This window comes from Chryseobacterium mulctrae, from assembly GCF_006175945.1.
Lineage (GTDB): Bacteria > Bacteroidota > Bacteroidia > Flavobacteriales > Weeksellaceae > Chryseobacterium > Chryseobacterium mulctrae.
Window position 1 is genome coordinate 562006 of record NZ_VAJL01000001.1, and the last position, 17235, is coordinate 579240.

Annotated in this window: 19 protein-coding genes; 1 reads left to right on the plus strand and 18 read right to left on the minus strand. The window is 34.0% G+C overall.

The features are described from left to right. Positions 1–54: 54 nt before the first annotated feature. Positions 55–1185, minus strand: coding sequence for a DNA polymerase III subunit beta (dnaN, locus tag FDY99_RS02410; protein WP_102979865.1), 1131 nt, complete (start codon positions 1183–1185; stop codon positions 55–57). Between the two features lie 116 nt (positions 1186–1301). On the opposite strand from dnaN, the gene FDY99_RS02415 reads away from it, so the two are divergent. Continuing rightward, the gene (locus tag FDY99_RS02415) at positions 1302–1658 is read left to right on the plus strand and encodes a diacylglycerol kinase family protein (RefSeq protein ID WP_139418904.1); all 357 of its coding nucleotides are present in this window, start codon (positions 1302–1304) and stop codon (positions 1656–1658) included. Between the two features lie 191 nt (positions 1659–1849). Here FDY99_RS02415 and FDY99_RS02420 read toward each other — a convergent pair whose 3' ends face one another. The 17 genes from FDY99_RS02420 to FDY99_RS02500 all read right to left on the minus strand — a co-directional run bounded on the left by FDY99_RS02420 (position 1850) and on the right by FDY99_RS02500 (position 17211). Continuing rightward, positions 1850–2233 (minus strand): ribonuclease inhibitor, encoded by a 384-nt coding sequence (locus FDY99_RS02420; protein WP_139418905.1) that lies wholly within the window; start codon positions 2231–2233, stop codon positions 1850–1852. A gap of 15 nt (positions 2234–2248) precedes the next feature. Then, positions 2249–2971 (minus strand): DUF4097 family beta strand repeat-containing protein, encoded by a 723-nt coding sequence (locus FDY99_RS02425; RefSeq protein WP_139418906.1) that lies wholly within the window; start codon positions 2969–2971, stop codon positions 2249–2251. Then, complete coding sequence (locus FDY99_RS02430; protein WP_139418907.1) at positions 2968–3765, minus strand: DUF4097 family beta strand repeat-containing protein; 798 nt, start codon at positions 3763–3765, stop codon at positions 2968–2970. Before FDY99_RS02430 ends, FDY99_RS02425 begins: the two co-directional genes overlap by 4 nt. A 134-nt stretch (positions 3766–3899) precedes the next feature. Continuing rightward, positions 3900–4742, minus strand: a complete 843-nt coding sequence (locus FDY99_RS02435) for a HEAT repeat domain-containing protein (protein WP_139418908.1) — start codon at positions 4740–4742, stop codon at positions 3900–3902. Next, on the minus strand, positions 4726–5298 hold the full coding sequence (locus FDY99_RS02440) for an RNA polymerase sigma factor (RefSeq protein WP_139418909.1): 573 nt from the start codon (positions 5296–5298) through the stop codon (positions 4726–4728). The genes FDY99_RS02435 and FDY99_RS02440 overlap by 17 nt, the downstream gene beginning before the upstream one ends. A 192-nt stretch (positions 5299–5490) precedes the next feature. Then, the gene (locus tag FDY99_RS02445; protein WP_139418910.1) at positions 5491–9189 is read right to left on the minus strand and encodes a phosphoribosylformylglycinamidine synthase; all 3699 of its coding nucleotides are present in this window, start codon (positions 9187–9189) and stop codon (positions 5491–5493) included. Positions 9190–9572: 383 nt separating this feature from the next. Then, positions 9573–11000, minus strand: coding sequence for an adenylosuccinate lyase (gene purB / locus FDY99_RS02450; protein ID WP_139418911.1), 1428 nt, complete (start codon positions 10998–11000; stop codon positions 9573–9575). 121 nt (positions 11001–11121) lie between these two features. After that, complete coding sequence (locus FDY99_RS02455; protein ID WP_139418912.1) at positions 11122–11580, minus strand: DoxX family protein; 459 nt, start codon at positions 11578–11580, stop codon at positions 11122–11124. A gap of 141 nt (positions 11581–11721) precedes the next feature. Beyond that, positions 11722–12174 carry an SRPBCC family protein gene (locus tag FDY99_RS02460; RefSeq protein WP_102979875.1) on the minus strand — a complete coding sequence of 151 codons (453 nt, stop codon included), beginning with the start codon at positions 12172–12174 and terminating at the stop codon, positions 11722–11724. 50 nt (positions 12175–12224) lie between these two features. After that, positions 12225–12653 (minus strand): SRPBCC domain-containing protein, encoded by a 429-nt coding sequence (locus tag FDY99_RS02465; RefSeq protein ID WP_139418913.1) that lies wholly within the window; start codon positions 12651–12653, stop codon positions 12225–12227. Positions 12654–12695: 42 nt separating this feature from the next. Continuing rightward, positions 12696–13529: an SDR family oxidoreductase gene (locus tag FDY99_RS02470; RefSeq protein WP_139418914.1), complete on the minus strand. Its 834-nt coding sequence runs from the start codon at positions 13527–13529 to the stop codon at positions 12696–12698. 126 nt (positions 13530–13655) lie between these two features. Further along, on the minus strand, positions 13656–14519 hold the full coding sequence (locus FDY99_RS02475) for a VOC family protein (RefSeq protein WP_139418915.1): 864 nt from the start codon (positions 14517–14519) through the stop codon (positions 13656–13658). Between the two features lie 123 nt (positions 14520–14642). After that, positions 14643–14900: a DNA-directed RNA polymerase subunit alpha C-terminal domain-containing protein gene (locus tag FDY99_RS02480; protein WP_074228041.1), complete on the minus strand. Its 258-nt coding sequence runs from the start codon at positions 14898–14900 to the stop codon at positions 14643–14645. An 18-nt stretch (positions 14901–14918) separates the two neighbouring features. Next, a complete protein-coding gene (locus tag FDY99_RS02485) occupies positions 14919–15332 on the minus strand; it encodes an SRPBCC family protein (RefSeq protein WP_139418916.1) in 414 nt (137 codons plus the stop codon). 74 nt (positions 15333–15406) lie between these two features. Beyond that, complete coding sequence (locus FDY99_RS02490) at positions 15407–15838, minus strand: VOC family protein (RefSeq protein WP_139418917.1); 432 nt, start codon at positions 15836–15838, stop codon at positions 15407–15409. A gap of 292 nt (positions 15839–16130) precedes the next feature. Further along, the gene (locus tag FDY99_RS02495; RefSeq protein WP_139418918.1) at positions 16131–16655 is read right to left on the minus strand and encodes a DinB family protein; all 525 of its coding nucleotides are present in this window, start codon (positions 16653–16655) and stop codon (positions 16131–16133) included. A gap of 148 nt (positions 16656–16803) precedes the next feature. Beyond that, positions 16804–17211, minus strand: coding sequence for a VOC family protein (locus FDY99_RS02500; RefSeq protein ID WP_139418919.1), 408 nt, complete (start codon positions 17209–17211; stop codon positions 16804–16806). Positions 17212–17235 lie beyond the last annotated feature (24 nt).

Sequence of the window (17235 nt, forward strand, 5' to 3'; positions counted from 1 at the left end):
ATAAAAAAGGATCTCAAAAATTGAGATCCTTTTCACTTATATTTTTTTTTAATCTTACAATCCGATTACCGGCATTGAAAGCATTAAGATATTTTCGTTTTCTTCAAGACCATCAAGCGGTTCAATGATTCCCGGTCTGTTTGGCTGAGACATTTTCATTGTAATATCGTCCGCTCCTAAAATACCCAACATTTCTGTTAAAAACTTAGAACTGAAACCGATGTTGATATCTTCACCGTTATAATCGCAAGGAATCTGCATATCTGCTTTGTTTGCATATTCTGTATCTTCTGCGTGAAGGTGAAGAATATTAGCAGATAATTTAAATCTTACCTGATTGGTTGATTTATTAGACATGATCGACGCTCTCTTAATTGCACCTAATAAAAGGTTTCTGTTGATCGTCAAAACATTCGGGTTCTCTTTAGGAATTACCGCTGTATAGTTAGGATATTTTCCGTCGATTAATCTACAGATCCAAATATGTTTACCAAAAGTAAATTTAGCCATATTCTCGTTGAAGTCGATTTTAATGTCTTCGTTTGAGCTTGCTAAAATATTTTTGAAAATATTCAAAGGCTTTTTAGGCATGATGAATTCCATTGGCTCGGCATTCATCAAATCTGTTCTTTTGTACACCACCAATCTGTGAGAATCTGTAGAAACAAAATTGGTTTCGTTTTCTCCAAACTGGAACAAAACTCCTGTCATTACCGGACGAAGAGAATCGTTGCTTGTTGCAAAAAGGGTGTTGGTTAAAGCTTCAGACAAAACTCCTGCAGGCATTGTGACACTTTGAGAAGCATCAAATTCAGGAATTTCAGGATAATCGTCTGCATTATCTAAAGCCACAGCAAAATTATCTTTTTCATCCAAAATTTCAAGCAAACTTCCTGTACCTTCAGCATTGTCTTTCACTACCAAAGTAAGAGGCTGTTCGCCATAGGTTTTAATAAAATCTTGAAAAATCTTAGCTGGAACCGCAAACTTACCAGAATCGTCAGACTTTACCTCCAAAGAAGTAATGAGTGTCGTTTCGCCATCAGATGCAGTAATGGTAACGTTGTTTTCGTTTAGTTCAAAAAGATAGTTTTCTAAAATCGGTCTCGACTGAGAACTTGATATTACGCCACTTACAGTTTGCAAAGCCTTCTGCAGTTCACCACTTGAAATAATAAATTTCATAGATTTAAAAATAAGTTTCTACAAATATAATAAATAGAAAACAGATAGAAAAGAATAATCCTGAGAGTTATTAACAACCATCAAAATAAATTTATCTTTGTTAAAAATCAAAAACTATGCGCAAACCTCCTATTTATAAAAGTTTTCTGAATGCTTTTCGAGGTATTTTCTTTATGCTTAGATCTGAAAGAAATTTTCAGCTTGAAGTTTTCGCCTTTTTCATCAATATTTTTCTGATTTTTTATCTAAAACTATCAAGTTTTGATACAATTCTCATCCTTATCGTTTGTTTTGGAGTTTTAGCAGCTGAAATTTTCAATACAGCAATCGAGAAAATTTGCGATATCATTCAACCTGAATTTGATAAAAGAATTGGCTTTATAAAAGATGTTTCTGCGGGAGCCGTTACTTTGATGGCGATACTTTCGGTAATTGTGGGGATTTCAGTTTACTGGAAATATATCTTTAACTAAACCGTCATTGCGAGGAGCAGAGCGACGAAGCAACCTCAGCAAATATTTTTATAAAATATCTTCGATTCCACGCTCCACTTTGTTTCGCTCTGAATGACAAATCTAATGTAAAATACCACCACAGATTACTCAGATTTCACAGATATCTTGTGTTATTTGCGAAAAACATTCGTGTAATTTGTGTTTAAAAATCAATCTAAAATCAATTCTATTTTTTGATGCGATTCTATGATCTCAATTAAAATTTCAAATAAAGTCTGTCCTTTTCCGGCAATCAGTTCATCCAATTTTTGTTGAATCAATTGTACATTGAAAGGTTTCCCTTGTTTGATTTTATTTTCATAAAATTCTTTAGTTAGATCAAAACCTAAATCTTCTTTTGATTTTTGGGAATCCTTCCAAACAATATCTGTTTCAACTCCGTACAGAATATCATCAAAACCATCCAGAGTTCCGACTTTCCAATCTTCATCTTTCATAAAAAGTTGAGAAATTTCTTCGTAAAAGCCTTCTAAATCTGAAAAATGACCGCCATTAATGACAGTCATTTTCTTATGATGAATTTCGTTTTTCATTGAATACTACCAATATTATTTTCTTAGATAAATATTTCCGTATTTGGATTCCAGATTATATTGTGGTCCGTTTCCAAATGTTGCCGTAACTAAAGTACGAAAATCATCCGAATCTTTTCCTGTGAATTTGGTATCTAAATTTGAATAAATTTGTCCAAAATGGGTTTCCGCAGAAAGTTTTCCAACATTTTTATCCAAAACCGTAGCATCAATTCCACCATATATCGCATTCACATTGATTGTTCCGCCAAAATCTTTCACTTCAACCAAACCATATTGAGATTCTATCTGAGTCATTAAAGCTTTCGGAACTTTTATTTCTAATTTGATATCCACATCAACGCCATTGTTCATCGAATTAAACGTTACATTGTTTTCTTTACAATACTTTTGATACTCTTCAAGGGTTTTAAAAATCAGTTTTTTATTATCTTTTTCAACCTTTATCCGACGAGGAATACTTTTCATTTCAGCTATTTTACCTTCAATAATCAGAGAATTTCCTTCTTTAGATTCTTTTATCTGAAAAGCTTCATTACTTTCATTCTCATTAATATTAACCGTTCCCAAGATTTGAACCTCAGGCTTATCCCAAGTGCTAATCTTGATTAATTCGGGATAATCAAACTTCAACGATATTTTTTGATTTTTATCTGTAGAAAAACTTTTATTAATCGTTGTTTGTGCTGCAGTAAGACCGAAAACCAAACTCACTGCAAGAGTTAGTAACGTTCTCATTTCGCTCTTAAATAAACTTTACTGTAATCGGAACGAACTTCAATATTAGTACCGCCGCCGTTCACTTTTCCAATCAGCTCATCGCCATGACGTACCAAGCCATCTTTCTTCTCAACATCAATTTTAAAATCCGGAGACATGTAGATCTCACCATAAGAAGTTGTTGTTTTCAAATCAGCTTTTACCGATTTAGGAAGCGTAACATCAGCAAGACCATATACGGAAATAATCGACAAAGGTCCTTTTGTATTTTGATTAAAAACCGCTTCTACTTTTCCGTAAATAGATTTTACCGTTGCCGGACCCGTAATATTTTCCAGCTTGATATTGTTATAAGTGGTCGCAATTTCAATTTCATTCTGAATATTTTTGAAAACGATATCTCCTCCATATTGCGACTGGTGTTTAAATGAAATAATAACGTTTTCAGGAACTAAAATTTTCACGTCCGGAAAAGACATTTTTTTCAAAGAATTAACCTCCAATATGCCGTCTTTTTCATTGACATTAATTCCAAGTCCTGTATTATCTACAAGTCCTAAAGAATTAACGATTTGCAGCCCTTCGGCACGTTTATCTTCATCCTGATCTTCGCCTTTCACCGAAAAAATGATCTCGCTCCCCTTGTAACCTTCCACAGTTACTTGACCTAAATTAAGGAGTAGTTTGCCTTTACTTTTTTTGATCTTATACGTTTTAGAACTTTCTTGTGTAGCGTTGGGTTGCTCAGCATCATTTTGCGCATGCACAGAAAGTGTCATCAAAGCAAATAAGATTAAATATATCTTTATCATATGTAGATTTTTATTGTTTTTTTTAATTGTCATATGTTATCGCTGTACCATCACACGTGTTTATAATTTCTAATAATGGCGATTTCATAATGTTTAATTTGTTAAATAATTTACTTGTTTATATATAAAAGCTTTTAATATCTCATTAAAACCGCATATGCTTCGTCTTTTACGAATACGGCCGTTGTAGGATCCAGAGTAAGTTCCTTCAACTTTGCATTAACTTCTCTGTTAAGTTGGGATGGATCTTTCTCAGTTAAAATCGCAATAAGTTCTTTTTGCACGATAGGATCATCTTGATTGAGAAAGATCTGTCGAATATTTTTACTAACCTCTGTATTTTCAATATGTACAGATAAAGCTTCAACAGCAGCCAATCTTACATTTGTATTTTCATCCGAAAGTGCTTTTTCAGATAAAATATTGATAATTTTTTCATCAGAAGCTGAAAAATTCTTCAGCAGATCTATTCCTCGTAGCCTTGAACTTGCTGAATGTTGATCATTTATCAATTCTAAAGCTTTCAGCTCGTCAAAATTATTTTCACTCTCAAGATCATCATTCTGAGCAAGACTTTTAGTTTCTACTATTTTCTGTGAATGATTTGCATTATTTTTTGTGAAAGCTTTGCCTGTATTTTGTTGTATTACAGTTTCTATTTTTACAGTTTCCAAATCATTTTTTTGATTTAAAACATCAACTTTACTTCCATTTTCCTTAAGTTTTTCATGAACTGCGATCCTTGTTCTTTCACCTTCGTTTTGATTCCAAAAAGCATAAAGTCCAACACTAAAAATTATAGCTACAGAAGCAGCGGCACTCCACTTTTTCCACGAAAATAAGGGAACGATTTTTTCTTCGGAAACTGCTGTCTCATTTAATCTTAACATTATTTTATCAAACGTATCTTCCGGAACTTCGAGCGTATCAAACTCCTCACGGTGGTCTTGAATATATTTTTTAAGCGAATCTTTCATTTTGACTTTTTTGAGTTAGTTTTTCAAAAATTTTCTTTTTAGCACGGTGATAATAGCTTCTTACCGTACCTGCCGGAATATTTAAACTTTTTGCTATTTCTTCCTGTGGCATGTCTTCAAACAGAAGAAGATTCACAATGGTTCTGATTTGCACCGGAAGCTCTGCAATAGCATTCTGAAGCTCTTCTATACGGAATTCTAAAGCCAGTTTCTCTTCCAGTTCATCATCTTTATCATCCAACATTTTATCGTCTTCAATTTCAGAAAAATAGACTTTCTTTTTTCTAAGGAAATTAAGTGAATGATTGATTGCAATTCGCTTAACCCACCCTCCGAAACTGTCTGTATTTTTTAAAGATCTTATCTCCGAAAATACTTTTACAAAAACTTCCTGAAGAATGTCTTCTGCATCTTCCCTATCATTTACAATACGAAATATTGAATTGAAAGCAGCCTTAGAATAGCGCTGATAAAGCAGAGAATATCCGGAATTGTTTCCGGAACCGCATAGCTCCAACAATTCCCTGTCACTGATATTTACTGTTTTTGTTTTCAAAAATTATTAGTCGTTTATCGTTTCTATCTAATAGACGCAATCACATCGTGAATGTTGCAATTTATTTTATTTTTTTTCGATTTTATTTAAAAAACATCGAAAGTTTTCAAATAAAAAATGACTGCCATTAATGACAGTCATTTTTTTGTTATTTATTTAAAAATATTTTAGCCTTTAATGAGCCTCAATAATCTATTTAAAGTATTCCACTCCGTTTTTAAAGATATTGTGATAATTCGCTGTTGGAATGTTTTTCATTAATCCTTCTGCGAAACGTTCAGGATGCCCCATTCTACCGTAGATTTTACCACACGGACTTGTGATCCCTTCAATTCCGAATAATGAGTTATTTGGATTGAACGGCATTCCGTGAGCGATGTTTCCATCTAAATCTAAATATTGAGTAGCAATTTGTCCGTTCTCATACAATTTCTGAATTTCTTCTTCCGAAGCCATAAAACGACCTTCACCGTGAGAAATTGGAATGGTGAAAACCTGATCTTTCATTCCTTTTAACCAAGGCGATTCATCATTTAATACTTTCACATTGACCATTTGAGAAATGTGTCTTCTGATCGCATTATGAGCTAACGTCGGAGAATTCTCATCCAAATCTTTTATTCTTCCATAAGGCAACAATCCTGACTTAACCAATGCTTGGAAACCGTTGCAAATTCCGATGATCATTCCGTCTCTGTCAAGCAATTCGTGAACGGCATTTTTCATCTTTCCGTTCTTCAAAACATTCACGATAAACTTAGCAGAACCGTCCGGTTCATCACCCGCAGAAAACCCTCCGGAGAATGCTAAAATTTGTGACTGTTTAATTTCTTCCACCCACGCATCGATGCTTTCGTCAAGCAACTGATGATTGATATTTATTAAAGGTAAACTACTTACAACTGCACCTTCTTTTTGGAATGCATTTAGTGTATCGTACTCGCAATTTGTCCCCGGGAAAACCGGTGCAAAAACTCTTGGTTGAGCGATTCCGTGTTTTTTAATGATAATATTTCTTGGGTTGATTGAGTTTAGTTTTGAATCTAATTCAACCACGATTTTTTCTTTTTCAACCGTTGAGAAAAGGTTTTCAAAAGTTTTCGTATTTGCTTCAAGTAATTTTTCGATTTCAAAACTCAAATTACTGATTTTCAAAATATTTGAATTTTTAACTTCACCTATTAATTGAAGTTCAACACAGCTTAATCCCTCTGTTGCTTCGATGATTAAACTTCCAATATTTTTAGCTAATAAAACGTTCTCATCAGCAACATTTATCTCAGCTCCCAATCTGTTTCCGAAACTCATTTTTGCTAAAGCAACTGCAACTCCGCCTTCTTTGATTGTCTTCACAGAAACCACTTTTCCAGCCTTGATATTTTCGAAAATAAGTTCGTAAACATCTTTCAATTTATCATAGTTTGGAAGTCCGTTTTCCTGTGGAATATGATTGAAGAAATACAGTTTATTTCCTGCCTGTTTAAATTCCGGAGAGATGATATTTTTCTTTTCTCCATTAGCACAAGCGAAAGAAATCAACGTTGGCGGAACATTCAAATCCTGATATGTTCCACTCATTGAATCTTTACCTCCAATCGCAGCTAAACCGAAATTGATTTGAGCATCATAAGCTCCTAAAAGTGAAGCCAAAGGTTTCCCCCATTTTTCTGGATTTTGTCCTAATTTTTCAAAATATTCCTGGAAACTAAATCTGATATTTTTATAACCGCCACCCATCGCAACGATTTTCGCAACACTTTCTACGACCGCATAAGAAGCCCCTAACAATGAGTTTTGCTTTGAAATTTCAGCATCAAATCCCCAACTCGCCAAAGAAACCGTTTCGATGTCTTTCGCTCCTAAAATTGGTAACGTCTGAACACTTCCTTCCATCAAAGTCTGCTGATATTTTCCACCTAAAGGCATTGCAACCGTAGTCGCACCAATCGATGAATCGAACATTTCCAACAAACCTTTTTGAGAAGCAACATTTTTATCGCTTAATATTTTTAAGAAATTCTCTTCATTAAAAGTCTGTGCTTCTTCTTTCAATTCATTAAGATGTGTAATCTTAACTTCTTGGCTTTTAGAACAACCGTTTGTATCCAAAAACTCTCTTGATAGGTCAACAATCTTATCACCTTTCCAGAACATCTGCATTCTTCCTGAATCTGTCACTTTTGCAACTTCAACAGCCACAATGTTTTCAGCTTCACAGAATTTGATGAACTGCTCTTTATCTTTTGGTTCAACCACAACCGCCATTCTTTCCTGAGATTCAGAAATAGCAAGCTCGGTTCCGTTCAAACCTTCGTATTTTAATGGTAAAACACCCAAGTTAACTTCCAAAGAATCAGCGATTTCACCGATTGCTACAGAAACTCCACCCGCTCCGAAATCATTTGATTTTTTAATCAATCTCGTCACTTCTGGATTTCTGAATAATCTCTGGATTTTACGTTCTTCAACCGCATTTCCTTTCTGAACTTCAGAACTCATCGTGTGGATAGAAGTTTCGTCCTGTTCTTTTGAACTTCCGCTTGCTCCACCAACTCCGTCACGACCCGTTGCACCACCTAAAATGATGATAGAATCACCAGCTTCAGGCTTTTCACGTCTTACCCAATCCACAGGGACTGCTCCGGCAACGAAACCAACTTCCATTCTTTTTGCTTTGTAGCCTTCATCGTAGATTTCAGAAACCATTGTAGTTGCCAAACCGATTTGGTTACCGTAAGAAGAATATCCGTTTGCAGCCTGTTTTGTAATAGTTTTTTGAGGTAATTTTCCTGGTAAAGTTTTATCAACAGATTCCAACACATCAGCTGCACCCGTCAATCTCATTGCCTGGAAAACAAAAGAACGTCCAGATAAAGGGTCTCTGATTGCGCCACCTAAACACGTTGAAGCACCTCCGAAAGGTTCGATTTCTGTTGGGTGATTGTGTGTTTCGTTTTTGAATAATAAATACCAAGGTTCTTTTTTACCATCGTATTCAGCTTCGATTTGAATGGTACAAGCGTTGATCTCGTCTGAAACCACCAAGTTATCAAGCTTTCCGGTTTTGCTAAAATATCTTCCGCAAACAGTCGCCAAGTCCATTAAAGAGATTGGTTTCAATTCGCGTCCTAAGAATTTTCTTTTGTCGATATAATCATTGAAAATAGTTTCCAATGTATGTTTAAACTGTCCTTCGAACTCAATATTTGACAATTCCGTCTCAAACGTTGTGTGACGACAGTGGTCGCTCCAATATGTGTCTAAAACTTTAAGTTCCGTTTCTGTAGGATTTCTCTGTTCTGTTTTAAAATATTCCTGAATGAATTTCAAATCATCCAATCCTAAAGCAAAACCGTGATTGTTAAAGAATTCTTCAAGCTGAGCATCATCAAAATTGATAAAACCTTCGTGAACAATTACTTTTGACGGCGTTTCTTCCGCAGGAATATTTAAAGTTGATAGATCTTTCTCCTGAGATTCTACTTTATTGATTAAAAGGTCTTTGATTTTCACCAAATCAGATTCAGAAACTCCTTCGAACTCGATAAGTTTACCGCTTCTTACTTTAGACTTTTCATTTTCAGTCAATAAAGCAATACACTGTTGTGCAGAATCAGCACGCTGATCGTATTGTCCCGGTAAAAATTCTAATGCGAAATGAGTTCCCTGTGCAGGATTTTCTTCGATTAAAATATCAGTAACCGGATCTACGAAAGTGCTGTTTACCACTTTTTCGAATTCACCATCGTTTAATCCAAAAATATCGTATACGTTATACACTTTTACGCTTTGGATAGACGGAACAACCGCTTTTACTTCATCAAAAATTTTTGGACTTTCTACATCGAAAATACCTCTTTTTTCTACGAAAATTCTTTTGTTATTAGACATTAGATGTCAGATATTTAAATATTATTAGACTTATTTATAGTAGAGCTATTTGATTTGATTTCTTTCAAAAAACTAAAAATTATATATATTATTGAAGTATATAAAAATGTAGTTAATAATATTGAAATTATATAAACAACAAGCTCATTACTGAATCGTATTAATGGTACTAAAAAAACAATCGGTGCAATGATAAAGCCCAAGCTTTCAAAAAAAACATTTTTAAAATCTGAATTTTCATCTGAGATTAAGGCGTACAAAAGTTCTCCGAAAACTATTATAAAAGTTACTGAGTAAATTATTATAAACAGCTTATATGAAAATTTGTTTTTCAATTTAGTAACCATTCAAAAAAATATGCAGCCGAAAAGACTGCATATCATTTATACTTTAAGGTCAGCTTCTAATCCTATCAGATCTTTGTTTGCGTCAATTATCGGCTGAACTTCATTGGTAATGAATTCTTCCGTCTGAATTGGTGCAAAACCAATGAAATTTTTAGGATCAAGAACTTCTTTTAATTTTGATTTGTCTAGCTTTAATGAATCGTCATTTAAGATTCTTTCAATAAGGTCGTTTTCTTTACCTTCTTCTTTTACTTTCTTAGACGCTTCCATCGAATGAACTCTAATCACTTCGTGGATTTCCTGACGATCTCCACCAGCTTTCACTTCTTCCATGATGATGTATTCTGTCGCCATGAAAGGAAGTTCTTCCATAATATGCTTATTGATTCTGTTTGGATAAACAACGATTCCGTTCATGATGTTATTCCAAATCAATAGAATCGCATCAACCGCCAAAAATGCCTGAGGAATTGTTAATCTCTTGTTTGCGGAATCATCTAAAGTTCTTTCAAACCATTGTGTTGAAGCCACCATTGCAGAACTTGTCGTTAAAGACATAACGTATTTTGCCAACGCTCCGATTCTTTCGCTTCTCATTGGATTACGCTTGTAAGCCATTGCAGATGAACCGATTTGGTTTTTCTCGAATGGTTCTTCAATTTCTTTCAAATTTTGAAGAAGACGTAGATCGTTGGTGAATTTATGTGCAGATTGAGCAATATTCCCTAATAAAGCCACTACTTTAGCATCGATTTTTCTATCGTAAGTCTGACCTGAAACTCCGAAAACTTTTTCGAAACCGAATCTTTTTGATAATTCTTTATCTAAATGTTTTACTTTAGAATAATCACCGTTGAAAAGCTCTAGGAAACTTGCTGCAGTTCCAGTTGTTCCTTTAACCCCTCTAAAACGTAGTGTTTCTAGGAAGAAATCAAGCTCTTCGATGTCTAGAACCAAACTTTGTAACCAAAGTGTTGCTCTTTTTCCAACAGTTGTTAACTGAGCCGGTTGGAAGTGTGTAAATCCTAAAGTCGGTAAATCTTTATACTGAATAGCAAAATCAGAAAGATTTTTCATTACGTTAACCAACTTTTTCTTTAAAATTAAAAGTCCGTCACGGATTTGAATTAAATCTGTATTATCTCCTACAAACGCCGAAGTTGCCCCCAAGTGAATAATTCCTTTTGCAGAAGGCGCAACGTCACCATACGCGTGAACATGAGCCATTACATCATGACGGAATTTTTTCTCGTAAGCTGCAGCTACTTCATAATCGATGTTTTCTGCATTGGCTTTTAACTCAGCGATTTGCTCGTCTGTAATGTCAAGTCCAAGGTCTTTTTCGATTTCAGCAAGGGCGATCCAAAGCTTTCTCCAATTCTGGAATTTGTTGTTATGAGAAAAGTTAAATAACATTTCTTCACTGGAGTAGCGCTCTTCCAATGGATTTTTGTAGGAATTCATTTCTTTACTTTTACTTTTTAGATATGCAAAAATAAGGATTTTCGGTGAGAGAGAAAAATTGTGATGTTGGTTTTAAATTTTGTTTACATCAAAGTTATTTTAACCGATTTAAAACTCATTTTCAGTTCAGATAAATTCCAAAAAACCAAGTCCAAGCTATTAAAATAATCTGCATGGGAATTCTTTCTTTATACAAATAAGCCATTCCGGGACCTGAATAATTTGCTTTAAAAATATTGACTTTTTTTCTTGACGAATCGATATTTGCTATAAATATTAACACAAAAAAGATAATTAACAAGATTGAAGTAATCTCACGAATTGAAGGAATCATTAAGCCAATTGCTGCGGCAATTTCGATTAAGCCTGTAAAATATACCCAAAACATTTTTGCCGGAATAAACTCAGGAATCATTAAAGCCATTCCTTTCTGGAATTTAAAATGAGCAAAGCCTGTGAATAGCATAAAAACTGCCATTCCGAGGTTTCCTGAAAATACAAGATTCCAATTTCCCTGGAAAATTTTTGTGCCGATTAAAGCTAATGCAAAGGTTACAAAAAGTATTGTTAATAATTTCATGTTGCTTGATTAAAAACTAATTCATACTAAATTCCCACAAATCTCACAGATTTACACACATGATTGAGAATATTTGTTTAAAGGTAAATAAAAAAAGAGGTTTCGTGTAAAAACCTCTTGATATAAATTATTCAAATCTTATTAATTGGATTCTGCAAGATCCTTTACAATCTGTAAACCTTTTGTAAAACCTTCATTCATGTGGTCTTTCCATTCGCTTTCAGCCTGAACTTCTGCCTGAAGTTTTACTGTTCCATTATCAAGCGAAATCAGGAAATATTTTTCGAAAGAACCGTTCCACTCCATCACTTCTTTGCTTTGAGTATCTTCGTTTCCGTCTTTATCAACCATTCCCAAATGTTTGAAAACAATCTGATCAGGTTTTTCGAGACTGTCGATCGTAGAAACCATTCCCTCACCATCTGAATTGGTGAAGTAGGTTTTTCCGCCAACTTTCCAATCCGATTTCATCAATGAAATTGATTTAGGATTAAAAAATTTTGTCCATTCACTGTACGTTTCGGGAGTCCACAAAACGTCCCATATTTTTTGTTTTGGAGCATTAATAATAATGTCGTACGATAAATTTTCCATAATAATGATTTTTGTATGTAATTTTGGTAAAATGGTATCTTTCTAATAAATCAAAGCTGATTTTCAGCCAGATTCTTCACATTCTGAAGTGCTGCAGGAAATTTTTCTTCAAAAAAATCTTTAAATTCTGGTGAAGATTTGATGGTTGCTTTTAATATTGTCTCCTCTTCAGTTTCTTCCAAAACATAAGATTCTGTGGCATCACCCCAATCTTGTGGAGTTTCTATACCGTCATATATTTCACCCAAATGCAAAAAGACCATCTCTTTATTGGGATCATTTTTTAAAACCCGGCTGTACATTCCATTGTTATTAGGATCAAAAAATTTAATGATGCTGCCTTCATCCCAAGTTCCTACATAAAAAGAACCTTTTGTAAACGCTGAAGTCCATTGTCTGTAATGCATATCGTCCCAAAGAACGGTCCATACTTTTTCGGGACTTGCGTTGATTTTTATTTCAAATTTTAAAATTTCCATAATTTAATGTATAGGTTTAGGTTTAGGTTTAGGTAAAATTATTTATCCACCGACAAAATCTCCGCCATTGATGTGAATGATTTCACCCGTAATAAAACTGGAATCTTCCGAAGCCAGAAAAACATAAGCAGGTGCGACTTCCGAAGGTTGGCCGGCTCTTTTTAAAGGTGTATCTTTTCCGAAAGAAGCAATATCTTCAAAAGTTTCTTTCACTAAAGGAGTCCAGATCGGACCTGGAGCAATACCGTTAACCAAAATTTTCTGCTCGGCAAGATTTGTCGCCAGAGAACGAACGAATGTTGCAATTGCGCCTTTTGTTGACGAATAATCTATGAGATGATCGCTGCCACGATAAGCAGTTACCGAAGTGGTACAAATTATTCGCCCGCCTTTATTCATTAATTTCAAACAATCTCTTGTAAATGAAATCATAGAAATGATATTGACATTGAATGTTTCATTAATCTGATCATCTGAAATTTTTTCAACATCGCTTTTGGGGAACTGAATTCCGGCATTATTAACCAAAATATCAATGGTTTTCCATTCTTTAGCAATCTTTTCTAAAGTATTTTTTCTAAATGTTTTTTTAGAAATATCCCCTTTTAGAAGAATACATTTCTGTCCTTCTTTTTCAACCAGTTTCTTGGTTTCTTTAGCATCTTTTACACTTTCTTTATAAATGACAGCAACATCGGCTCCTTCTCTTGCAAAATGCACTGCTACAGCTTGTCCTATTCCGCTGTCGCCACCTGAGATAATTGCTTTTTTATTAAGTAGTTTTTTACTTCCCAAATAATTTTGTCTGATAATCTCAGGATACAAACCATCTTTAGGTACTTTGGAAAGTGATTTTGACTTGTTCTGTGTCTTCATAAGCAAATCTTTTTATGAATATCATCAAACAGCAAGCCGAATAACGAAAGCTGGAAGTTTGATGTTGGAAGCCGGAAGTTTTTAACGACTCAAAATAACTTCTAACATCGAGCATCCATCACCCAACTAAGAAACATAAGCTTCTTCTAAATCTTTTATCACAATTTTCTGCATTTTCATCATTGCCTGTACTACTTTTTGAGCTTTCAGCTGATCAGAATCATTCATCAGTTCGATTAATCTTTTCGGTACAATTTGCCAACTCATTCCAAATTTATCTTTCAGCCAGCCACACATACTTTCTCTTCCTCCATCTGCAGTTAACGAATTCCAAAGATGATCTGTTTCTTCCTGATTTTCTGTCATAATAACCATTGAAATTCCCTCATTAAAATCAAATTTGTGATCGTAAGAATTATCCATACAGAATAAAGAATAACCATTAATTTCGAAATGCGCGTGCTGTACATTTTCTGGAACTTCATGGTTTTCATCTCCTACTCCGTCACCATATTTCAGAACGCCTTCTATTTTTGAATTAGGAAAAACTTCTGTATACAATTTCATAGCTTCCATTGCTTTTCCGTTATTTTGATGGATAAACATTAAAGTCGGAATAATTCTTTGCTCGCTTTTCTTTTCACCTAAATACAATTGCCATGTTACGCCAAATTTATCTCTAATCCAGCCGTATTTTTTACTCCAAGGATAAGAATCTAATGCCATCAAAACAATCCCTCCGTCTTCTAATTGATCCCAATATTTCTGAACCTCTTCCTCAGTTTCGCACATCACCATCAACGAAACGGAAGCATTTTTTTCAAAATGTGGACCTCCATTTAAAAGCATTAATTTTTGTCCGAAAAGTTCGATATTTAAAACCATCGGCGTATCTGCTGTAATTTTTCCATCGAATATTTTACAGTAAAAGTCAGCTGATTCTTTTGCATCACCATCATACCAAAGACATGGGAAAATATTGTTATTCATTGTTTTAAAATTTAGGGTTGATTGTATCGTTTAAGTTTTTCATTCTGTATGAAATATAATCAAATACAGAATCTCAATTTAATCATGAGATTCTTCCTTCATCAGAATGACAAACCATTTGTTCTAATTATTTTTAAAAGAAAAATTATTTTCTTTCATGTAATTCTTCAGTTTCGAAATCGTATTTTTTCCGAAACCATGAAATTTCATTAATTCATTTTCAGAATAATCTGACAGTTTTGTGAGAGAATCTATTTGTTTTTTTTCCAGCGCTCTTCTTGCAGGCATTGCTATAATACCCTGCAAAAATTTGTTTTCCACAACATGATTCTCAGTATAAATAGGCTTTAAACATCTTGCCATTATTACTAAATTGATCATGATTACAGCTTTTAAAGTTTAATGGTTTTCTACATATTTATGAAAATTGTTGAGAATCGCATACCAACCTTCACGCTGCATCTCAACTGAATTTTGTTTTTCAGGATCAAAAATTTCGGTTACTTTGGTTGTATTCTCATCTATTTTCTCAAAAATCACTTCTACTTCTCTACCGTCTTCCATATGATATTTTATTCTTTCGTTCAGAATTACTTCGTCATAAACTCCTATAAAATCAAAGCCGAAACTTCCGTCTTTTGCTTCCATTCTATTATTGAATTTTCCACCTACTTTCAAATCGTTTTCAGAACTCGGGCAAAACCAGCTTTCATGAGCGAAATTCCATTTGGTAATATGTTTTGGAGCATTAAAATAATCCCAAACTTTTTCTACCGGCGCCAAGATTGTAATGTCAATTTTAACTTTATCCATTTAATATTTTGTTTTTTAATGTGTAAAAAGAAGGGTAAACTCAACATCTACCCTTTCATTAATTAAATATAAAACTATTTTGTGTATTCTTCGTTATAATTAATCATCCAATGAACGCCAAACTGATCCTGAAAACTACCAAAATAATCACCCCAAAACTGGTCTTCAAGTGGCATTTCGATATTTCCACCTTCAGAAAGTCCTTTGAAAATTCTGTCTGCGTCTTCTCTGGAATCAGGAAAAACTGAAACATAATTATTATTTCCTACCGTTAAGTTTTGTCCGAATGACGGTACAATGTCTGAAGCCATCAAAAGATCTCCACCAATCGGAAGCGCAATGTGCATTACTCTGTTTTTTTCTTCGTCTGATAAATTTTCAGTTCCGGGAACATTGCCCATTTTATGGATTTCTCCAACAAATTCTCCGCCGAAAACAGATTTATAAAATGTAAATGCTTTTTCTGCTGTACCATCAAAATTCAGGTACGGATTTAATTTTGCCATGATTTTTATTTTTTTTAAAGTTAGTTTTTTTTAAACACGAGTTCCGCTAATGGTTTTCACGAATAACACAATTAAATTTATCGTGAAATTTGTATAAATATTTGTGTCATTTATGTTTACTTAAATGCAAAGAGCACAAAGACTTTTTTATCTAATTGAGAATATTTTTCGTCAGCAAACGCGTTTGATTCAGCAAAGAAAATAAGTTATATTTTTATACGTTTTGTCATTCTGAACGAAACGAAGTGCAGTGAAGAATCTGTTTTAAATATATTTAAATCTACATTTGATTTTAATACTTCATATTCTCATCAAAGTCGTATTTCATTCCTTCATAATTGAGAATTCTACGCATCAATCCGATCTGTCCGCAGAGATAATCTTCACGACCGATGCACATTCCAACGAAATTGAGCACGTTTTCAGGGAAAAATTCGATATTCATTCCCATCGGAAAAGCTTTTGCTAAATCTTCGTCTGAAGCTTCCAATAATTTCTGATAAACAAGAGGTGAAATTTTATGAAAAGAATCTTTCAATTGCTGTAAAGATGGATATTCTAAGTTTGCATCTAATGCTTTTCCCTGAAAGAAAAAATCTTTAAATTCAAATTCTTCATTTAAACCGAGTACGCTTCCCATTGCATAACGCATATCGAGAAAATTGCCAACCATCCAAACGATGTGGTTTGTTCTGCCTTCAATTCTTTTCAGAGCGTCTTCTTCTGAAATTCCATCAAGAACCATCAGAAAACTCTGACTGTGTCCTCGAAATGCAGGAATTATAATTTCTAATTTTGATGATTTTGGTGTATCCATAATTTTGATTTTTTTTTACCCACGGATTTCTCAGATTTTCACGGATGATTGTGAATATTTGAAGACCATTTGTGGGTTTATTATTATTTTTATCGCAGATTTTTCACTTTAAAATCTTCGGTATCAGCTAAATCTGCGAGAGCCTCAATTACTCAGTTGACATTTGCGACATATCTGCAAAAGTGACATTCCAACCATGCCCGTTGATGTCCCAAAAAGAATTTTGATACATCCATCCGTAATCTTGTGGTTCTTCATGTTGATAAGCTCCATTCGCTACGGCAGCATTAACAACCTGATCAACTTCTTCACGGCTATTTAAACCGATTGCAACCAAAACTTGTGTAGTATCGCCTTTCGGAACCGGTCTTTCTGAAAAAGTCTGAAAATATTCTTCCGTTAAAAACATCACATAGATATTATCATTCATCACCACACAAACTGCTTTATCGTCTGAAAACTGTTCGTTGATGGAGAATCCGACTTTAGTCCAAAACTCTTTTGTTTTCTGAATATCTTTCACGGGAAGATTCACGTAAATCTGATTGACTTTCATTTTTTTAATTTTTTTTAGGTTAAA

Coding starts and splice junctions, on each gene's coding strand:
- FDY99_RS02435 (WP_139418908.1), bottom strand. CDS start 4,742: ATGAAAGATTCGCTTAAAAAATATATTCAAGACCACCGTGAGGAGTTT.
- FDY99_RS02500 (WP_139418919.1), bottom strand. CDS start 17,211: ATGAAAGTCAATCAGATTTACGTGAATCTTCCCGTGAAAGATATTCAG.
- FDY99_RS02455 (WP_139418912.1), bottom strand. CDS start 11,580: ATGAAATTATTAACAATACTTTTTGTAACCTTTGCATTAGCTTTAATC.
- FDY99_RS02495 (WP_139418918.1), bottom strand. CDS start 16,655: ATGGATACACCAAAATCATCAAAATTAGAAATTATAATTCCTGCATTT.
- FDY99_RS02420 (WP_139418905.1), bottom strand. CDS start 2,233: ATGAAAAACGAAATTCATCATAAGAAAATGACTGTCATTAATGGCGGT.
- dnaN (WP_102979865.1), bottom strand. CDS start 1,185: ATGAAATTTATTATTTCAAGTGGTGAACTGCAGAAGGCTTTGCAAACT.
- FDY99_RS02445 (WP_139418910.1), bottom strand. CDS start 9,189: ATGTCTAATAACAAAAGAATTTTCGTAGAAAAAAGAGGTATTTTCGAT.
- FDY99_RS02460 (WP_102979875.1), bottom strand. CDS start 12,174: ATGGAAAATTTATCGTACGACATTATTATTAATGCTCCAAAACAAAAA.
- FDY99_RS02425 (WP_139418906.1), bottom strand. CDS start 2,971: ATGAGAACGTTACTAACTCTTGCAGTGAGTTTGGTTTTCGGTCTTACT.
- FDY99_RS02480 (WP_074228041.1), bottom strand. CDS start 14,900: ATGATCAATTTAGTAATAATGGCAAGATGTTTAAAGCCTATTTATACT.
- FDY99_RS02470 (WP_139418914.1), bottom strand. CDS start 13,529: ATGAAGACACAGAACAAGTCAAAATCACTTTCCAAAGTACCTAAAGAT.
- FDY99_RS02475 (WP_139418915.1), bottom strand. CDS start 14,519: ATGAATAACAATATTTTCCCATGTCTTTGGTATGATGGTGATGCAAAA.
- FDY99_RS02415 (WP_139418904.1), top strand. CDS start 1,302: ATGCGCAAACCTCCTATTTATAAAAGTTTTCTGAATGCTTTTCGAGGT.
- FDY99_RS02490 (WP_139418917.1), bottom strand. CDS start 15,838: ATGGCAAAATTAAATCCGTACCTGAATTTTGATGGTACAGCAGAAAAA.
- FDY99_RS02430 (WP_139418907.1), bottom strand. CDS start 3,765: ATGATAAAGATATATTTAATCTTATTTGCTTTGATGACACTTTCTGTG.
- FDY99_RS02485 (WP_139418916.1), bottom strand. CDS start 15,332: ATGGATAAAGTTAAAATTGACATTACAATCTTGGCGCCGGTAGAAAAA.
- FDY99_RS02465 (WP_139418913.1), bottom strand. CDS start 12,653: ATGGAAATTTTAAAATTTGAAATAAAAATCAACGCAAGTCCCGAAAAA.
- purB (WP_139418911.1), bottom strand. CDS start 11,000: ATGAATTCCTACAAAAATCCATTGGAAGAGCGCTACTCCAGTGAAGAA.